Raw genomic sequence first — 17705 nt, forward strand, 5'->3', positions numbered from 1 at the left:
TGCCACGCTCGCTCCCCGCCTCCCGGCTCAGCCTTCGACCACCACAAGGGCAACCGTCTCGGTGGACAGGCTGAATCGGGAGTCGCGGTCCATCTGAGCGAGACGGGCGTCTCGCTGACCTTCCAGGAGTCCCACCCGGGCGGCGTGGAGACGGCGGATGGAGGTACTGTCCACCTCCTGCGCGAGCCGGCGGGCCTGCTCGATCTTGTGACGGTAGGTGTCCTCCACAGTCGCACGCCGACCTGCCGCGAGGGCCGCGTTCTCCGCCTGGTAGGTCTGTTTGGCAGAGAACTCCCTCTCTGCCGCCAGATCCTGCACAGTGTCGAGTACGTCCGGGAGAAGCTTCGAGAACCGTGCAGGAAGCGGCTCCGTCGCCCCTCCGAGTCCGCCATCGGCGAGACAAGTCAGGAGCGCGGTGCCCACCCCTGGCACCTCCTGGAGGGTCGCGGTGTCGACGGCCGTGGTCCAAAGCTCACGCCGAGGCCGGGCACCGTCCACCTGCGCCAGTCTGACTTCGACCAGGTATCGGGACCCCGGCGGGAGACCGGGCACCCTCACCCGTCCGTAACGACTGGTGGACTCGGTTCGTTCGGCGAACCACCAGTGGGCGGTGCGCACCAGCGGATGCCTCACGCTGAGCAGGGGGGCACCGGTCTCCGTGGAGGTCTGGGCGGTGAAGCAGGCGCGCAGCGACCGACGACGATCCGCGAGACTCGCCATTAGATCGCTGCCCCGGGAGAGGGAGAAGACCCCGGCGTCCTGAGCTTCGTACATGATCTGGCGCAGTAGGCCGCTGCCAGTGATGTCCATCAGGTCGTCGGCGGACGGGACCGGAACCATCCGGCCGACGCCGCTCTGGTGGAGGAACGCGTCGAGGAGCCCGCGGATCTCCCGCGGTCCCAGGTATCGGCCCCGCCCGGGGGTGTGTTGGTCGAAGCCCTCCACGAGCAGGTCGTCCAGGCCCGTGAGGTACTCCCGGGCCTTCTCGAGCGACGCGATGTCCTTGTCCCGGTCGACGCGGGCGACATCGATGCGGTCGATCTGGCGCTGGCGCTCCTTCTGGGTCAGATGGGGGTTCAGCACCACGCGGTGGAGTTCGCGTAGCTGGCCGTGGAGAATCGGCTCCAGCTCACCGATGGAGTCCTGAAAGACGCCGATGCGCTGATAGAGGCGCTGGAAGATGTCCGTCTCGATGGTGCCGGGCACCTGCATGTTGAAGATGAAGATCTTTTCGTGCTTCTGCCCGAACCGATCGAGCCGGCCGATGCGCTGCTCGACGCGCATGGGGTTCCACGGCAGGTCATAGTTGACCAGCACATTGCAGAACTCGAAGTCGAGGCCCTCGCTTCCGACCTCGCTCACCAGGAGAAGGTCGAACTTCCCCGCGCGGAAGTCAGCCATGATGGCAGTACGTTCCTGCGGTGGTACCCCGCCGTGCATCACCCGCACCCGGAATTCGTTACCGAGCCGCTCCTTCAGGTACTCCAGAGTGCGTTTGAAGAAGGAGAACACCATGGCCTGGCGCAGCCCCTTGGCCTGGGCCTCACGTAGCATGCCGACGAACGCCTCGAACTTGGTGTCCTGGGCCAGCGGTCGCAGCAGCCCCGGCAGGACGGCGAGCTCCTCGCCGTCCTGATCGGCAGCCTGCTTGACCGCCTCGGGCGCGACCTCGGCCTCAGCGTCGTCAAAGAGAGCCGCCTCCTCATCAAGGAATCCGGGGCGGTTCGTGGGAGCCTCGCGTGTGCCTGGACCGGCGGGCGTCCCGGAGAATCGCTCTCTCAGCCTCTGCTGCATGGCGGGGATACAGCTCGCGGCCTGCCGGAGCCACATCTGCGCGGCGAACGCGGACGCCGTCCCGCTGCGGGCGGCACGTCGTAGGCACCAGTCGTGGAGTTGATCGTAGAAGTCACGCTCCGCTGCGGTCCAGGTGACCCTCACGTCCTCGGGCACGCGTACGGCCTTGGCGTCGGGCGTGTCAGCCTTGCGCGTGCGGCTGACGATGCCCGCCAGGGCATTCAGCTCCGCAATGTTCCGCCTGGTCTCGGAGAGCTGGTGCGCCGAGAGGGGTGTCGAAGTCGTCAGGATCTGGCGCAGACGCGTGAACTCCGGTCGCTTCGCAACCAATCTGCCGAAAGTGGATCCCGACACGCGGTCCAGCGTAGGCAGCAGACCGCTCGCGCCGCCAGGGGTGGAGCCGATCCCACCGGCCAGTCGGGCCGCAACGGTGTTGAGGTGTCGATTCGGCTCCAGCTGCGCTTCGAAGACGCGGGGATCGGGGAAGGAGCCCGGATCGAGCAGGTGGACCAGGTTGTAGAGATCCTGGTTTCCGAGGTTCAGCGGGGTCGCGGATAGGAAGATAAGGGCGTCTGCCCAGTCGGCCATTCTGCTGACCGCCGCATGACTGCTGGTCTGCGCATTGCGCACGTAGTGGGCCTCGTCGACGATCACCAGGTCGAAGCGCGGTTGGAGCTCGATGAGCTCGTCCAATTGCCCCACCCTGCGAAGGCGCTCCAAGGAGATCACCCCGGCGAAGGGCTCCTCGTCGTCGCCTCGGCGCAGCGTCTTGAGGAGCTCCTCCATGCCGTTGTTGTCGAGGAGGCGCAGCCGTCGGTCGAAGCGCTGTTCCATCTCGTCCTGCCACTTCTGGACGAGCGCGGCCGGACAGATGACCAGTCCTCGGAAGTGTGTGCCGGCGCGCCGTGCGGCTCGCCTCGTCAGATGGGTGCGCTGCTCCAGCTCGTTCCAGATCAGCCCTGCCTCGATGGTCTTTCCGAGACCGACCTCGTCCGCGATCAGAAGCCGCTGACGATCCGAGTTCATCAGCTTGAGAACGGGGCGGAACTGGTAGGGGCGGAACACAGTGCGGCTCGACTGGAAGGAGTACACGGTGTCCGTGAGCGGAGTGCTGAGCTTGGCCAGGGTCAGCGTCAGCGCGGTTTCAGCCGCCGAGGCAGGTGATCCGAGTATCCACTGTTCGGGGTCGTCACACACTGCGGCGACGGCTTCGAGGTCTTCCTCGAAGACCTTGATCGATCGCCCGTCGACACCCCGCAGGGTGTACTGGACGACTTTCCCACCCACTGCGCGCGCACGGACGACGGTGTAGGCGCTGCCCCGGCCCGTGACCCGCACGACGTCACCGACGGCGTGAATGGGCTCGACCGACGACACCTCGGGCTTGGGCATCTCGAGCTGAGTCCGGCACGCGCGGTACAGCAGAAGGGCGCGATGCAGCAGGTGACTGTCCTCGACGTCGCGCAGCCGCTTGCGTTGAGTAGGCACCGGTGCGCTGCCGTCGTACAGGGCAAGGGCCGCGGTACGGCCGCCAGACCGCCGTGACTCGAACAGGTACAGCCCCGCAGGCAGGTCCTGGCCCTGCCGGAAGGCGGCCTCCGAAACCTTGCGCATGTGCGGCAGGCCAAGCCGGTCAGCAGCTTCCGACGTGTCGTAGAAGACCTCGATCGTCTGACTCAGGGCCTCCTTGTAAAGGCTCGACTCTGCCCATGGCCGGTACTGGAGTATCGCCATGTCGTCATCGGCCGGTACCCCACCCGATGCCCCATCGGACGCGCTGTCCGACGACACAGGTCTGTTCATTTCCCACCCCTACCGAGCGCTGCTTTCGGCAGTGCCTGTCTACGGTGATCAGAAGGCCTGGGCGATGACCGCCGCTGAGTCCTGCGGGCCGCCGCCCCCGAGCAGGCCCCCAGCCAGAACCGCTACTTCGCGATGTCCCGCCACCACGCGGCGACGCGGCTGTCCATCCAATAGAGCATTTCGGCCTTGCCCGTCGTGCTGTCGGAGCCGCCCTGACTGTTCTCGATCGGCCAGCGCTTCTCCTTGAACAGCTGGCCGGAGATTCGGCTGAGAGCCGCGTGTTCGTTGCTCTGCTGACGTTCCGGAAGTCCGGAGCGCTGAAGGACCTCCGTGAAGGTGATCTTCTCGTCGGGGCGCTCGGCAGTGACCTCGAACAGGGCTCGGACGCCGGGGAGATGCTTCACCCTGCTCCACAGCAGCGAGACCTGGGCCTTGGTCCACAGACCTTGGCGACCGAGGTCGATCGCGGTCTCTGTCCCGTCGATATCGGCAAGCAGTCCGTTCAGCTTGTCGCGCAGCGCCTCTGCGTCGATGAGCGCGGCGACGACCGCCGCTCGCATGGTCGCGTGCTCCATGGCGAACTCCCCCGATTGTGACTTCGTGGACGAATCCATGTGGACGCTCACCATAGGAGTTCGTCCACGAAGTCGCAAGAGATTGGGGGCAGTTCCCCGCTGGCGTGGTGCGGGCGGGTGCGAGACGGTTCTTCTGACTCGCACCGCCCCGCAGGGTCACTTCTTGGGTCAGCTCTCCCCAGCGCCGTTCGTTGACCATTCGTTGGCGAAGTGCTCCATCTGCTTCAGGACCAGGTCGATGGCCTCCGGGGCCTCGTCCGGCGGGTAGTTCCGGCGGGCCAGGAGGCGCTTGATGGCGCTGCGGAGTCGGGCGCGGACCGGCTCGCGGGCGATCCAGTCCGGCTTGAGCTTGCTGCGGACCTCCGCGACCAGCTCGCGGGCGATGCCGGCGAGGATCTCGTCGCCCATGACGGAGCGGGCCGTCCCGTGGTCGGCGACCGCGTCGTAGAAGGCGAGCTCGCGCCAGTCCAGCGGCGGCTCGAACTTCTCGCCGCGGCGGGCGTCCTCCATGACCTCCTTGGCCATCTCCACGAGCTTGGCGATGAGCTCCGCGCTCGTGCACTGCTGCCGCATGTACCGGACCATGAGGTCCTGCAGCCGCTCGGAAAAGGTCGTGCGCCGGACGATGTTGTGCCGGGTAACCTCGCGCATCTTGCGCTCGATGAGCCGCCGCAGGGCCTCTGCCGCCAGGTGCGGGGTCTCGCTGCTCTGCAGCTTCGCGACGAGCGCGTCGTTGAGGTGCGTCAGGTCGGCGGTCTCCAGACCTGCCTCGGCGAGCAGGTCGGTCACCCCGCCGGTCTCCACGACCGAGGACGTCAGCTGCGCCAGGTACAGCTCGACGTCGCGGGCGACGGGGAGGCCGCGGGCCTCGCGGTTCATCGCGTCGATCTTCGCCATGTAGGCGCGGACCTCGACGAAGAACTGGATGTCCCGGCGCCAAGCCGGATGGTCCGGGAAGCGTTCGCCGATGTCGGTGGAGCTACCGCAGAGCGCGTAGAAGCGCTCCAGGCGGTGGGAGTGCTCGCGGTAGCGTCGGCCGAGCGTCTGCCGGGGGTCGTCGAGCTTCTCGGGGTTGTTGCCCGGGGTGGCCGGGTCAAGGAGGTGGTTCGCAGCCCGGAGCGCGGCGTCGATGAACGCCGTCTTGGAGGGGATCTCCAGCCGGGCCCGCCAGTCGAGGCCGCGCAGGATGTCGTTGAGGATGTCGTACTCGTTGCGCAGCTCGTCCAACGCCCGGTCGAGATCCTGCCCGAGCGTACGGTCCTGCTGGTCGGCGTCCGTGTACTCGGCGATCGCCCGCTGGAGGTTCTCGGTGAGCGGCGCGTATCCGACGAGCAGGCCGTCCTCCTTACCCCGGAAGCGGCGGTTGACGCGGGCCAAGGCCTGCATCAGGCCGGCGCCCTTGAGCGGCCGGTCCAGGTACATGGTGTGGACAGGCGGCGCGTCGAAGCCGGTCAGCAGCATGTTGTTGACGATGAGGAGCTGCAGCTCGTCCTCAGGGTCCTTGGCCCGGTTGATGACGGCCTTGCGGCGGCTGTCGCTCAGGGCATGGGCGAGCAGCGGGGGCTCGTCCCTGCGCGTGTTCGACGAAAACACGATCTTCATCGCGCCCTTGTCGAACTCGTCGCTGTGCCACCCGGGCCGCAGGTCGCGCAGAGCGTCGTACACGCGGACGCAGATCTCGCGGGTCGCGCACACGATCATCGCCTTGCCGGTCGCCCCGCCCGTCTCGGAGACGCCGACGAACGGCTGCATCGCCGCCCGGCGCGTCTCCCAGTGCTGGACAAGGTCGGCGGCGAGCTCACGGATGCGGGCGGGCGCACCGTACATCGCGTTCATCGTGGCGACGGCCTGCTCGACGCGCCGGCGCTCGACGTCGTCGAGCCCCTCGGTGATGTGGTCGGCCTTCTCGTCGATCTCTGTCGGGTCGACGTCCCGGTCCATCATGAGCTGGATGACCCGGCTCTCGTGGAAGACCTTGACCGTCGCCCCGTCGTCGGCGGCTCGCTTGAGGTCGTACACGTCGATGTAGTCGCCGAACACCTCGCGCGTGTTGCGGTCGGCCTCGGAGATCGGCGTACCGGTGAAGGCGAGGAGCGTGGCGTGCGGGAGCGCGTCCCGCAGGTGGCGGGCGTAGCCGTCGAGGTTGTCGTAGTGGCTGCGGTGCGCCTCGTCGACGACGACGATGATGTTCCGGCGGTCAGAGAGGAGCGGGTGGTCCGCGCCGGACTCCTTCTCCTCCTTCGTCCGCCCGAACTTCTGCAGCGTCGTGAAGAGGATGCCGCCGACCCGCTTGGCCGCGAGTTCCTCGCGGAGCTCGGCCCGGGTGAGGACCTGCTTCGGCGCCTCCGGGAGGATCTCGCTCTCCAGGAACGTCGAGTACAGCTGGTCGTCGAGGTCCGTGCGGTCCGTGATGACGACGACGGTCGGGTTCAGGAGGGCCGGGTCCTTCATCACCATGGTGGTGGTGAGGACCATCTCCTCGGACTTGCCCGAGCCCTGCGTGTGCCAGACGACGCCGGCTTTGCCGTCGCTTGCGGCGGCCACGCGTACGGCCTCGGCGGCGCGGGTCACGGCGTAGAACTGGTGCGGCTTCGCGATCCGCTTCATCCTCTTCGACGGGACGAAGTTGATGAAGGACTTGACGAGGGTGAGGAACCGGTCCTGGGTGAACAGCCCGTGCAGGGCCAAGTTCTGGCCCGAGTCCCATATGCCCTCGGCGGAGAACAGGTCGACGCGCTCTCCGAGCTCGTCTGTGTTCCACGGCGCGAAGTGCTCGTACGGCGTGAACGGCGTGCCGTACTTGGCGGTGATGCCGTCCGAGACGAGGACGACCGTGTTGTACCGGAACGCGGTCGGGAACTCCTCGACGTAGCGGGTGACCTGGGTGTGCGCGTCCTGGAGCGTCGCGTCCTCGTCGCCGGCGCGCTTCAACTCCAGGACGGCGAGCGGCAGCCCGTTGACGTACAGCACGACGTCGAAACGGCGGCGCTTCTCGCCGTCGATGACGGTGACCTGGTTGAGGACGCGGTACACGTTCGCGTCCGGGTTGTCGAGGTCAACGAGCCGGATGGTGGGGTTATGCTCGGCCCCGAAGGCGTCGGTGTACGTGACGGACCGGATGCCGGCGGTCAGGTAGCCGTGGGCGGTGCGGTTCTCCTCGTACGTGTCCTGGGAGGACGGGGTCGCCGCGATGCCGACGGCGTCCCGGACGGCGTTCAGTGGAAGGTCCGGGTTGAGCCGCTCGACCGCGTCGCGGAGGTCCGGGTACAGGATGAGGTCGTCCCAGGACTTGCGGTGCCCGGAGCCGACCGCGAACTCGTTGCCGGAGGCGGGCTCCCAGGCGAGCTCGGCCATCTCTTCACGGGCGAGCTGCTCCCAGTCAGCCTCGTAGGGGCGGTGGTTCTCTCTGTCGTCGCCGCCAGAGGGGTACGTCATACGTGGTCCTCGACAATCTTCTCGGCGTCCTTGACGCGGAGCCGGCCGGACATGAGCTGGGGGAGAAGGGTGTCGCGGAGGGTAGTGAAGGTGCGGTTCTCGTCTTGCAGGGACTTCAGGTGGGTGAAGGCCGCTTTCGCGTGCCGACCGAACGAGGCCAGCTCATCGGTGTCGGGACGATTCACGATGAAGTTTGCCGCGTCCGCTGCGCTGACTCTCTGACGCCCGGATGTGCCGACCATGGCGCGAATCGCATGCTCGCGGAATCTTCCGTCACGCGCCAGGAAGTAGCTTAGTTCAGCAGGGACTCCGGGGAGGGAGCGCATCACGATGAACTCGGTGGATCCGAGACCCACTTCGCCGTCCTCCATGAAGTCGACGTATCCGGTCTTCCCGTTCTCCAGACACGGGGTGATACGCGCCAGAAGCGTGTCGCCGTTCATGAATCGCGGGCCGGACTTCGGAGCGCGCCGAGTCCAGACGGGAATGCCGGCCCGGTCGGTCTGCAACGCGGCCATGTCCACATACACGGGCTCATCGGCTTGAGGCCTGGACAGCTTCGGGTTGAACTCGACGAGGTCAGTGACGGCGATGGCCTCCTCGCCATCAGGCTCGTCGGACAGTCCCAGTTCCGTGAACCTGTACTGAAGCAGGCGCTCATACGTGGTGGCGATGCGCTCGTTGACGGCGATCTTGTCGTCCACCGCGCCCAGGACCTCCGCTACCGCCGACTGCTCCGCGCGGGACGGCTTCGGCACCATGAGTCCGCGGATGCTCTGAAGGGAGTTGGCGAGGCTGGGAACCCCGGTTGTGACGGCATGCTCAAGGATGCTGTGCTGGCCGGCGGAGGACCTGAACCAGTAGTAATAGAACTCGGGTACGGCGTGGCGCTCGTCGATACGGGCCTTCACCTGGCTGCCCGAGATTGCATACTTCTCATAGCGTGAATTACGCGGGATCATCGAGACCTGGCCGACCGTCCCCTTGCGAGTAAAAATGATATCCCCGGGCTTTACGAGCGCAGACTCGATTTCCTCGGCTTTCTCGTCCGCGATGTAGACGAAGCCGTCGTCGAAGAAGATTCCCTGCGCCAGATTCACTCCGCGAATGAATGGCACTCCGGCCTCGCGGTAGTCGCTGGTAGTCACCTTCGATCCGAACGGGCCGATGGAGAACGCCCAACGCTCCGGTGAGGCCAGCTGGTCGAAACGGACCTTCTCCCAATCAGCCATGGGTCACCCTCCCCAGCTGCTTCCGCACCGTCTTCTCCAACTCTGCGGACTTTTCGAACAGTTCAAACAGTTCCTCGGTTAGAGAGGTGATCCGCGCCGCCACCGCTTCGACGTCTTCTTCCTCCGTCTCGACGGCCCCCACGTAGCGACCAGGCGTCAGGACGTACCTGTGCTCCCTGACCGTCTTCAGGTCCGCCGAGAAGCAGTATCCGGGCTTATCCTCGTACGTCAGGCTCTCGTCCTGTGCCGAGGCCGTCCCCCGCCACGCGTGGTACGTGCCGGCGATCTTCGCCAGGTCGGCGTCCGCGAACACACGCTCCGTGCGGTCCGCCATCTCGCCAATGCTCCGGGCATCGATGAACAGGATTTCCCCGCGCCGGTCGGCCAGGCCCTTCGCGCCCTGCGGTGACTTGTCCTTGGCCAGGAACCACAGGCACGCCGGGATTTGGGTCGTACGGAAGAGCTGGGACGGCAGGGCGACCATGCAGGCCACTAGGTCCGCCTCCACCATCGCCTGGCGGATTTCGCCTTCGCCACTCGACTGGGAGCTCATAGAGCCGTTGGCCAGGACGATGCCGGCCGTGCCACGCTCGCCCAGCTTCGACACCATGTGCTGGAGCCACGCGTAGTTGGCGTTGTTCTTCGGGGGGACGCCGTACTTCCAGCGGGCGTCGCTCTCGTCCCGCGCCCAGTCCTTGATGTTGAAGGGCGGATTGGCCATCACGAAGTCGGCCTTGAGGTCCGGGTGCTTGTCGTCGGCGAAGGTGTCGCCCCAGCGGGCGGCCAGGTTGCCGTCGATGCCGTGGATCGCGAGGTTCATCTTCGCGAGGCGCCAAGTGCGCTCGTTGAGCTCCTGGCCGTAGACCGCGATGTCGGCCTTGTGCCCACGGCCCCGGTGCGCCTGGATGAACTTGCTCGCCTGGACGAACATGCCGCCCGAGCCGCACGCCGGGTCGTACACGCGCCCGTTGTACGGCTCCAGGATTTCCACGATCAGCCGGACGACCGACTGCGGGGTGTAGAACTCGCCACCCCGCTTACCCTCCGCCCGCGCGAAGTTGCCGAGGAAGTACTCGTACACCTCGCCCAGGACGTCCTGCGCCGGCTTGTCCTCGGTCCCGCCGAAGCGGGCGTCGCTGATGAGGCCGACGAGTTCGGCCAAGCGCTTCTGGTCGACGTTGTCGCGGTTGAAGATCTTCGGGAGGACACCGGTCAGGGCGGCGTTCTCCCGCATGACTGCGTCCATCGCCCCGTCGAGGAGTTCACCGACGCCCTGGCTCTTGGCGTTGGCTGCGATCCAGGACCAGCGGGCGGTTTCCGGGACCCAGAAGACGTGGGCGCCGGTGTACTCGTCGCGGTCCTCCAAGAAGTCGCCGATCTGATCCTCGGAGATTCCGTCCTCGGCGAGCTCCTTGGCGAGTTCGTTGCGGCGCTCCTCGAAGGCGTCGGAGACGTACTTCAGAAAGATCAGGCCGAGGACGAATTCCTTGTACTGCGCGGCGTCCATGGAGCCGCGCAGCTTGTCGGCGGCCTTCCACAGGATCGCCTGGATCTCCTTGGGCGTGGAGGCGCTGAACAGCTCCTCCTGCTCGGTGGGCTTCTTCTTGCGCGGGGGCATGAGGTGGGCCGTCTCCTTCAGTCGTCGGTTCCGGGAAGTTCGGGCAGGTTCTGGATGGTCAAGGTGCCGTCGGCCATGCCGGCGGCCGTGATGCGGGCCAGGTCGTCGAGCGCCTCGGACTGTTGTCGCAGCAGCTCCGCCCGGCGCTCGATCTCGGCGAGCACGGCCTCGTACCGTTCCAGCTCCTCGCGCCCCAGGTCCGGGACGCTCAGGTCTTCGATGCCGCGCGACGCGCGTACGGCCCCGCTGGTGCGGCCGTGGTCGTAGGCGGAAGCCCGCAGCAGTGCCGCCAGGACCCGGGGCCGCACCGGGGGGTCGGCGTCGGGGTGGACGCGCAGGATGCGGGCGGGAGCGATGACGACCGACAGGCCCTCGGTGTCGACGTGGACGCCGAAGCGCGGGCTGGTGGTGACGACGAGGTCGCCCGGCTCGGTGAACTGGACGTGCTCGTACGCCGTGAGCACCAGGCCCCGGTCGATGCGGCGGCTGCCGAACCGCGAGGCGCCGAGGATCTCCGCCGGCCCGATCACCGCGTAGTGCCCGTCGGCCGCGAGGTGCTCGGGGGCGATGCGGTGGCCGGGGCGGCGGCGCAGGCGGCGGTCCTTGAGGAGACGGCGGACGGTCGTGCGACGGACCGGCTGGTCTTCGGGGCGGAGTACGGCCCCGGTCTTCAGAGGGCCGTCGATGCCGGCCCGGCGCGTCGCCCGCTCCTCGAGTTCGGCGAGGTGCCGCTCCACGTCGGCGATGCGGGCGGGGCGTTCTACGACGGCTCTGGTGTACCGGGATTCGGGTGAGCGGTGCTGGGGTGTGAAGGCAGAGCCCGGCCGGTCGTCGAGATCCTTCGCCGGCACGACGACCGCATGGCGGAACTCGTGGCGGCGGTCCCCACGCCATGCGGAGGCTCGCCAGATTGCGATGTCCTCGGCGAGCACGTCGAGGACCGGCTCGGTGAGCGGCTGGGCGGAGTAGTCGGCGAGGAGGACACGGCCCGCGCGCTCGTCCTCGGGGGTGCGGGCGAGGATCCAGACAGCGGTGCGGTAGCCGGGGCGGTAGGCGAACGCTCCGTCGGGCAGGCTGATCGCCGCCTTGAGAAGGCCCTCGCCCAGGAAGGAGCGGCGCAGCCGGTCCGCGTCGCTGTGCCGGGGCAGCGAGCGGACGAGCGCGTCGGCCGGGCCGAGGACGACCGCCGTCGAGCTGTCGCCGAGGTAGTCGGTGAGGTCCTGGATCCGCTCCAGGGTCCGGCGGGCGCTGCGGGTCTCGCTCGCCTCGTACGGGAGGACGCAGACCAGTACGTCGGGGTCGCCCCAGTCATCCGTGGCCAGCTCCTCGCCCTCGGTGACGTCGAGCAAGAACTCGAAGACGCCCCGGACAAGCATCCGGCGCCGGACGAGGCGGGCGAGCGCCGAGTCGGGTTCCGCCGCGAGGTAGGTGTGGCCGGAGTCCTCTGGCGCCGTCGTGTGCAGGGCGGCGAGCAGGTCGCCGCTGCGGGCATACGGGGTGGCGAGGACGGCCTCGTCGGTCAGGGTGTCGACGCCGGCCAGGGCCGCGAGGGCGCGGGCCACCACAGGGGTGGGTTCGTCGGCGGCGAGGTCGTGGGAGCCGAGGCGACGGCGGGCATCCAGAACCCAGCCGAAGGCTTCGGCGGGGGTGTAGGCGGCCTCGGTCAGCTCGTCGGCGAGCGCCCCCAGGGCCGGGCCCAGGTGGTCCGGGTCGGGGACGGCCCGCAGCTCGGAGAGGAGGAAGGTGTCCTCAGCGTCGAGGTCGGCGGCCTGATCGAGGAGGTCGCCCCAGGCGTGCTCGCTGACGGGAGCGTCGTACTGCTGGCGCAGGCAGATCAAGGCCGTCAGTGCACCCACCAGAACGGGGGCGGAGAGGCCGGAGGACCGCCAGGCAGAGAGGGTGTGCAGGGCCGCCTCGGCCCGCAGGCGGCGGGGCTCGGCGTTGCCGCGGCCGGTCCGGATCAGCCAGTCGACGACCTCCCGGGCATCGAAGAGCGGGCTGCCGCTCTCGCGGGTCACCGGTGCGGGGAAGTCGGAGTGGCGCCGGCTCCAGGTGGTGGGGACGGGCCGCTTTACCTGGGCCAGGGCGGCGATCTCGGCGTAACCGATACGCCAGGAGAGCGGGCCCGGCAGGATGGGGGAGTCGCCGACAGGCGTCGGGCTGCTCATCGGTCCTCCTCCGTGCCGTGGGCTTTCGCGGACGTCCACGGAGCTCCGCGGAATCGCGTCCGCCGTGACGGCTCCGGGAGCCGTCGGCGACGAACGACAGAAAGCCTACCGCCGATCAAGGAATGATCCATCGGCTGCCTGATAACCCCTCTTATCAAAATGACGGAGCCACATCCTCCGTGTGAGTGGCAGGTTCCCCTCATTAACAGGCCGATCGCGTGACGACCACGCGATCCCGGGAAGCCAGGGAGCTCCGTCATGACCGGCACATCACCCATGCAGCCCGGCCCCCCTCACTCCGGCCCCGGCGGCGGCCCCGTGCCGCCGCCGGCCCCCACACGCAGGCTGTCCCGGGCGAAGGCGTGGCTGACCCACGGCGTAACGGCGTTCGTCGCCCTGATCGTCGGCGTAGCGATCGGCAGCCCCGACGCCACCGAGGACAAGGCCGGCCGGGAGCGGCCCGCGCCCACGGTCACCACGCCCTCCCGGGCCGCCGAGACCACGCGCGCACACGAGCCCCGGCCACCGAACCGGCGCCCGCTCGCACGACGGCCCCGAGCACCCCGTCCCCCGAGCCGACCGCGAAGCCCGGCCCGGCAACCTCCTTCAAGGGGGACGGTCAGTACCTGGTTGGCGAGGACATCGAGGCCGCCACGTACATGACCGCCGGTCCGGTGGACAGCCTCTTCCCCAACTGCTACTGGGCTCGGCACAAGGACGCCTCCGGCGAGTTCTCGTCGATCGTCGCCAACGGAAACGTCCAAGGGCAGACCCGTGTGACCGTCCGCAAGGGCGAGTACCTGGAGGTCAAGGGCTGTCTGCCGTGGAAGAAGGCCGGCTGAGCCACTGATCCGGGCTTCTGCCTTCGCTCCGACCCGAAGCGACCGCTTCCCTCGTCCCGAACCGGAGGAACCGTGGGCCGCCGTTCTCCCCTTGCCTGTCCGCGGGCCAAGGCCGTGCCCGGGCCCGTGGTCCTTGCCACCGATGCTCCCGCCGCGCCCCCGATGGAAGGACTGTCCGAATGGCCACCCCTCCCGAACAACCGCCGAGTATTCCAATGCCCCCTCCGGAGCCGCCCGTGTCCGGGGGTGAAGGGTCGGCCCCCGCTCGCAACGCTCCGGCGGACGCATTGCGTTGGTCCCGGCAGCCCCGCTCTGCGATCCTCGCAGTCGGCCTGGCCCTCGGCGTCGCGGTCACGGGTGGCTGCTGGCTGATCGTCTCCCTGTCCGGCGGCGCCGCGTCCTCCACCGAGAAGACCTTCGGGACGAGCGGCACGCTCACCCTCGCCGACTCCTCCCTCTCCTTCCTTGAGGAGGGAGAGGGCTGCACCGGGCTGGACGGCTACTCGGACATCCAGCGCGGTGCGCAGGTCAACGTCACCGGCGCAGACGGCACTCTCGTCGCCACCGGCGAACTGGAAGGCGGGAAGAAGGCCGCGCTGGGATGCGAGTTCCCGTTCACGATCGAGGGGATACCTCAGGGCTCCAAGTTCTACACGGTGGAGGTGTTCCCACCGCGGCGGCCTCACCCAGACCGAGGACGAACTGCGTTCCGGAGGGCTCACGTTCACCCTCGGGCGATGACTGAACGACGGCACGGGCCGGACGACTGCCCTGGCGGCTCCGACCGAGCTTCCCGGCGCCAGGGCCTCGTCACGCCAAGGAGTGCGAAAGAGGCGGCGGCGGAGCTCAACTTCGTTCCTGGAGCGGAAGGTTGATAACCCCGATTACCAGTCAGTCGTTGAGGATATGTCTCGCCATCTCTCTAACGTTCCGTCCTGTCAGCAGGTGGTGCACGACACCGCCTCATCCCGCCACACCGCGCAGGAGGCCCTTCGTGACCGAGACGGAACAGCACCAGCAGACCGCGCTTCCCCTCGCCGAGACGGTGGCGACGCGCCTGGCCGAGTCGGCTCTCACCGACCCCGTCAAGGCCCTGCTCCGCGACGCGCTCGGCAGCGGCACCGCCGACGCCGGCACCACCACGTCGTCCGCCGTCTCGGGGCGCGTCTACCTCGGCTCCCTCGCCGTCAACGGCCTCCGCGGCATCGGCCCCCGTGCCCGGCTGAGCCTCAGCCCCCGCCCGGGCGTCAACCTCGTCGTGGGCCGCAACGGCTCCGGCAAGTCCAGCCTCGCCGAAGCCATCGAGGTCGGCTTCACCGGCACCCGGGCCCACCGGCCGGGCCAGGACGCCACGCGCGGCGGCCACTGGTACAACCTCCACAACGCCGACAGCCCCAAGATCGAGCTCAAGCTCGCGATCGAGGGCGACACCGGCAACAGCACCCTCGCCCGCACCTGGACGAGCCAGGAATTCGGCAGCTCCGAGGCCACCTTCAAGCGCCCGGGTCACGGGACGGTCCCCGTGGCCGAGGCCGGCTGGGACACGGCCCTCGCCGATCACCGGCCGTTCCTCTCGTACACCGACCTCGACCTCATGCTCACCGGCAAGCCGTCCGAGCGGTACGACGCGATCGCCACCATCCTCGGCATGGAGCTGCTCTCCACCGCGACCAACCGGCTGAGCGTGCGGGAGAAGGCCCTCGCGTCCGTCGCGAAGGAGATGAAGGAGGCCCTCCCCGGCCTGAAGGAGTCCCTCTACACGCTGGAGGACGACGACCGCGCCGTGCGGGCCCTGCTCGCCGTGGACACCCCGGGCGCCCCGGACCTCGACACCATCGACGCCCTCGTCGCCGGTCTTCCCCCGGCCGACGACAGCCGGCTCGCCGAGCTCCGGATCGAGGCCGGGGTGCAGGGGCCCGACCTGGCGGAGGTCGAGGAGGCCGTCCGGCGGCTGCGGAACGCCCTCGCCGACGTGGAGGACCTGCACGGCACCGACGCCGAGAACGCCCGGCTGCGCGCCGACCTGCTGGAGAAGGCCCTCGCCCACGCCGACCGGCACCCCGACGACGACGTCTGCCCGACGTGCGGAACGGAACGGGTCCTCGGACGGGAGTGGTACGACCGCGCCTCCCGACAGGTGGCGGAGCTGCGCCACGAGGCGAAGTCCGCCGAGGACGCGCACGCCGCCGTCCGGACCGGCAAGCGGAACCTCCACAACCTCATCGAGAACCCCCAGCGGATCCCCGTTGCACTGGCCGGCCCGTGGAAGGCGTGGACCGACTGCTGGCAGATCACCGCCCCCGCCGAGCTCGCCAGGAGCGCCGAGGAGGCCGCCACGGTCCTCGTCGACGCCTGCGACACCGTCAGGAGGCACGCGGCCCGCGAGCTTGAGGAGCGCGACGAGCGGTGGCGCGCGCTCGTCACCCGGCTTGCCGCCTGGGCGGACAAGGCGCGCGAGACCGAGCGGGACAGGCCTCTGCTGGGCAACCTCCGGAAGGCGGTGAAGTGGCTCAAGGACCTCTCCACCGAGCTGCGGGAGCAGCGCATGGAGCGCTTCACCGACGCCACGCAGGGCATCTGGGAGCGCCTGCGGCAGGAGAGCAATGTCGATCTCACGGCCGTCAGCCTGAAGGGCAGCGAGAAGGCGAACGTCCGCAAGCTCGTCATGGCGGCCTCCGTCGACGGCCAGGACGCCCCCGCGCTCGACGTCATGAGCCAGGGGGAGCTGCACTCCCTCGCTCTCTCCCTCTTCCTGCCGAGGGCCACGACCGCGGACAGCCCGTTCGGCTTCCTCGTCATCGACGACCCCGTACAGTCCATGGACCCGACCAAGGTGCACGGACTCGCCCAGGTGCTGCACGAGTTGGGCAGGCATCGGCAGATCGTCGTCTTCACCCACGACCCTCGTCTGCAGAAGGCGTTTACTGACCAGGAGCTGCCGGTCACGGTCTTCCAGGTGACGCGGGGCGAGAGGTCTCGGGTGAAGGTCGACCGCATCGACGACCCGGTCGCGCAGGCCATCGGCGACGCCCGGGCCATCGCCGCCACCCGGGGCCTTCCCCCCGAGACGTACAGCCACGTGCTGCCCGGCCTGTGCCGTATCGCCCTGGAGAACGCCTTCCTGGAGGCCGCGTGGATCCGACACCACCGCACCGGCGGATCGGAACACGACCTCCAGGCCGCGATCGACAGCGCGGAGAGGTTCCACGAGGTTGCGGCCTTCGCCCTCTTCGGCGACGTGGAGCGCGGTAGCGACGTCAGGGAGGAGGTGCGCCGCCGCTACGGGAGCCCCGCGTGCTCCCTGATCCACCAATGCCAGAAGGGAGCCCACCCCGACGGCACCTCGATCCCCAACCCCCACCGCTTCGTCACGGACGTCGAGGCTCTGGCGCAGAAGATCCGCAAGCCGGAGGTGACCGCATGACCACCCCTGCCCCTGCTTCCGTCGAAGGTCTGCTGCTGACGGCCGACCGCCTCCTCGACGGCGAACTCGCCGACGCCACCACCGCCGGTCGGCACCGCGGCGCCTGCCTCGCGCTGCGGACAGCGCTGGAGCTCTGCGTCGACCGGGTGCTGGAAGCCGCGGCACCCGGTCTGTCCCGCACCACGGGGCGCGCCAAGCTGCTCCTCCTGCACTCCGTCGCGTCGGCCGAGACGGCCCGACGGGCGAAGGCCCTCTGGTCCCAGCTGAGTCTGGGGTGCCACTACCACCTGTACGAGCTCGGGCCCACGTACGACCAGGTGAGGGCCTGGCGGGCCGAGGCCAGCGGCCTCGTCCGGGAACTGATCCACTGACCGTTCGTCACCGTCTGGTTTCTGATAGTTGTTTCAGCGGGGTACGGGCACATGCCCGTGGCGGTGTCCCCCGACACCGCAGGGAGGACGCACATGAGCACCACCACTCGGGACGAGATCCTCGCCGGCGAGCAGCGGGCGGTGGACCACGCGTACGACTGCTACACCACGAGACTGGCTGAACTGATCGGCACCTCGGCGGCCACCGCCTCGGCGAGCGGCAAGGACGTCATCGCCAATCAGGCCGAGGCACAGGCCCGCTCCGAGGCGTACGGAGGGCTCGACGACATGAGCCCTCATCTGCCCTGGCCGACGGTGTACGGACACCTCAACGAGACCCAGGGCCTGCCCTTGCCCCAAGAGGACGAGGATCACCAAGCCTGACCGCTGCCTGGCGGCAGAGGTGAATTACCACCCCGCAGGTGGCCTGTGCAGTCGACGGC

The 17705-nt window shown here is 68.7% G+C and carries 11 protein-coding genes; 5 read left to right on the forward strand and 6 right to left on the reverse strand.

What is annotated here, in order from left to right; genetic code table 11:
- Positions 1-27 precede the first annotated feature (27 nt).
- The 6 genes from ACFWFZ_RS10460 to ACFWFZ_RS10485 form a co-directional block, all read right to left on the reverse strand.
- Entirely contained in the window at positions 28-3585 is a 3558-nt protein-coding gene (locus tag ACFWFZ_RS10460; RefSeq protein WP_387119521.1) for a helicase-related protein, read from the reverse strand.
- A gap of 134 nt (positions 3586-3719) precedes the next feature.
- Positions 3720-4172, reverse strand: coding sequence for a hypothetical protein (locus ACFWFZ_RS10465; RefSeq protein WP_387119524.1), 453 nt, complete (start codon positions 4170-4172; stop codon positions 3720-3722).
- 168 nt (positions 4173-4340) lie between these two features.
- Entirely contained in the window at positions 4341-7607 is a 3267-nt protein-coding gene (locus ACFWFZ_RS10470; protein ID WP_387119527.1) for a type I restriction endonuclease subunit R, read from the reverse strand.
- Positions 7604-8839 (reverse strand): restriction endonuclease subunit S, encoded by a 1236-nt coding sequence (locus tag ACFWFZ_RS10475; protein WP_387119530.1) that lies wholly within the window; start codon positions 8837-8839, stop codon positions 7604-7606. The genes ACFWFZ_RS10470 and ACFWFZ_RS10475 overlap by 4 nt, the downstream gene beginning before the upstream one ends.
- Positions 8832-10457: a type I restriction-modification system subunit M gene (locus ACFWFZ_RS10480; RefSeq protein WP_387119533.1), complete on the reverse strand. Its 1626-nt coding sequence runs from the start codon at positions 10455-10457 to the stop codon at positions 8832-8834. Before ACFWFZ_RS10480 ends, ACFWFZ_RS10475 begins: the two co-directional genes overlap by 8 nt.
- 17 nt (positions 10458-10474) lie before the next feature.
- Positions 10475-12625, reverse strand: a complete 2151-nt coding sequence (locus ACFWFZ_RS10485; protein WP_387119536.1) for a hypothetical protein — start codon at positions 12623-12625, stop codon at positions 10475-10477.
- A 659-nt stretch (positions 12626-13284) separates the two neighbouring features.
- Here ACFWFZ_RS10485 and ACFWFZ_RS10490 point away from each other — a divergent pair.
- The 5 genes from ACFWFZ_RS10490 (at position 13285) to ACFWFZ_RS10510 (ending at position 17646) form a co-directional block, all read left to right on the forward strand.
- Positions 13285-13467 carry a hypothetical protein gene (locus tag ACFWFZ_RS10490; protein ID WP_387119539.1) on the forward strand — a complete coding sequence of 61 codons (183 nt, stop codon included), beginning with the start codon at positions 13285-13287 and terminating at the stop codon, positions 13465-13467.
- 287 nt (positions 13468-13754) lie between these two features.
- Complete coding sequence (locus tag ACFWFZ_RS10495) at positions 13755-14342, forward strand: hypothetical protein (protein WP_387119543.1); 588 nt, start codon at positions 13755-13757, stop codon at positions 14340-14342.
- Positions 14343-14461: 119 nt separating this feature from the next.
- The gene (locus ACFWFZ_RS10500; RefSeq protein ID WP_387119546.1) at positions 14462-16891 is read left to right on the forward strand and encodes an AAA family ATPase; all 2430 of its coding nucleotides are present in this window, start codon (positions 14462-14464) and stop codon (positions 16889-16891) included.
- Positions 16888-17262 carry a hypothetical protein gene (locus ACFWFZ_RS10505; RefSeq protein WP_387119549.1) on the forward strand — a complete coding sequence of 125 codons (375 nt, stop codon included), beginning with the start codon at positions 16888-16890 and terminating at the stop codon, positions 17260-17262. The genes ACFWFZ_RS10500 and ACFWFZ_RS10505 overlap by 4 nt, the downstream gene beginning before the upstream one ends.
- A gap of 93 nt (positions 17263-17355) precedes the next feature.
- Complete coding sequence (locus ACFWFZ_RS10510) at positions 17356-17646, forward strand: hypothetical protein (protein ID WP_387119552.1); 291 nt, start codon at positions 17356-17358, stop codon at positions 17644-17646.
- Positions 17647-17705 lie beyond the last annotated feature (59 nt).

The sequence above is a fragment of the Streptomyces sp. NPDC060232 genome, assembly GCF_042726555.1.
Classification (GTDB): domain Bacteria; phylum Actinomycetota; class Actinomycetes; order Streptomycetales; family Streptomycetaceae; genus Streptomyces.

Coding starts and splice junctions, on each gene's coding strand:
- ACFWFZ_RS10465 (WP_387119524.1), bottom strand. CDS start 4,172: ATGGAGCACGCGACCATGCGAGCGGCGGTCGTCGCCGCGCTCATCGAC.
- ACFWFZ_RS10470 (WP_387119527.1), bottom strand. CDS start 7,607: ATGACGTACCCCTCTGGCGGCGACGACAGAGAGAACCACCGCCCCTAC.
- ACFWFZ_RS10475 (WP_387119530.1), bottom strand. CDS start 8,839: ATGGCTGATTGGGAGAAGGTCCGTTTCGACCAGCTGGCCTCACCGGAG.
- ACFWFZ_RS10480 (WP_387119533.1), bottom strand. CDS start 10,457: ATGCCCCCGCGCAAGAAGAAGCCCACCGAGCAGGAGGAGCTGTTCAGC.
- ACFWFZ_RS10485 (WP_387119536.1), bottom strand. CDS start 12,625: ATGAGCAGCCCGACGCCTGTCGGCGACTCCCCCATCCTGCCGGGCCCG.
- ACFWFZ_RS10490 (WP_387119539.1), top strand. CDS start 13,285: ATGACCGCCGGTCCGGTGGACAGCCTCTTCCCCAACTGCTACTGGGCT.
- ACFWFZ_RS10505 (WP_387119549.1), top strand. CDS start 16,888: ATGACCACCCCTGCCCCTGCTTCCGTCGAAGGTCTGCTGCTGACGGCC.
- ACFWFZ_RS10510 (WP_387119552.1), top strand. CDS start 17,356: ATGAGCACCACCACTCGGGACGAGATCCTCGCCGGCGAGCAGCGGGCG.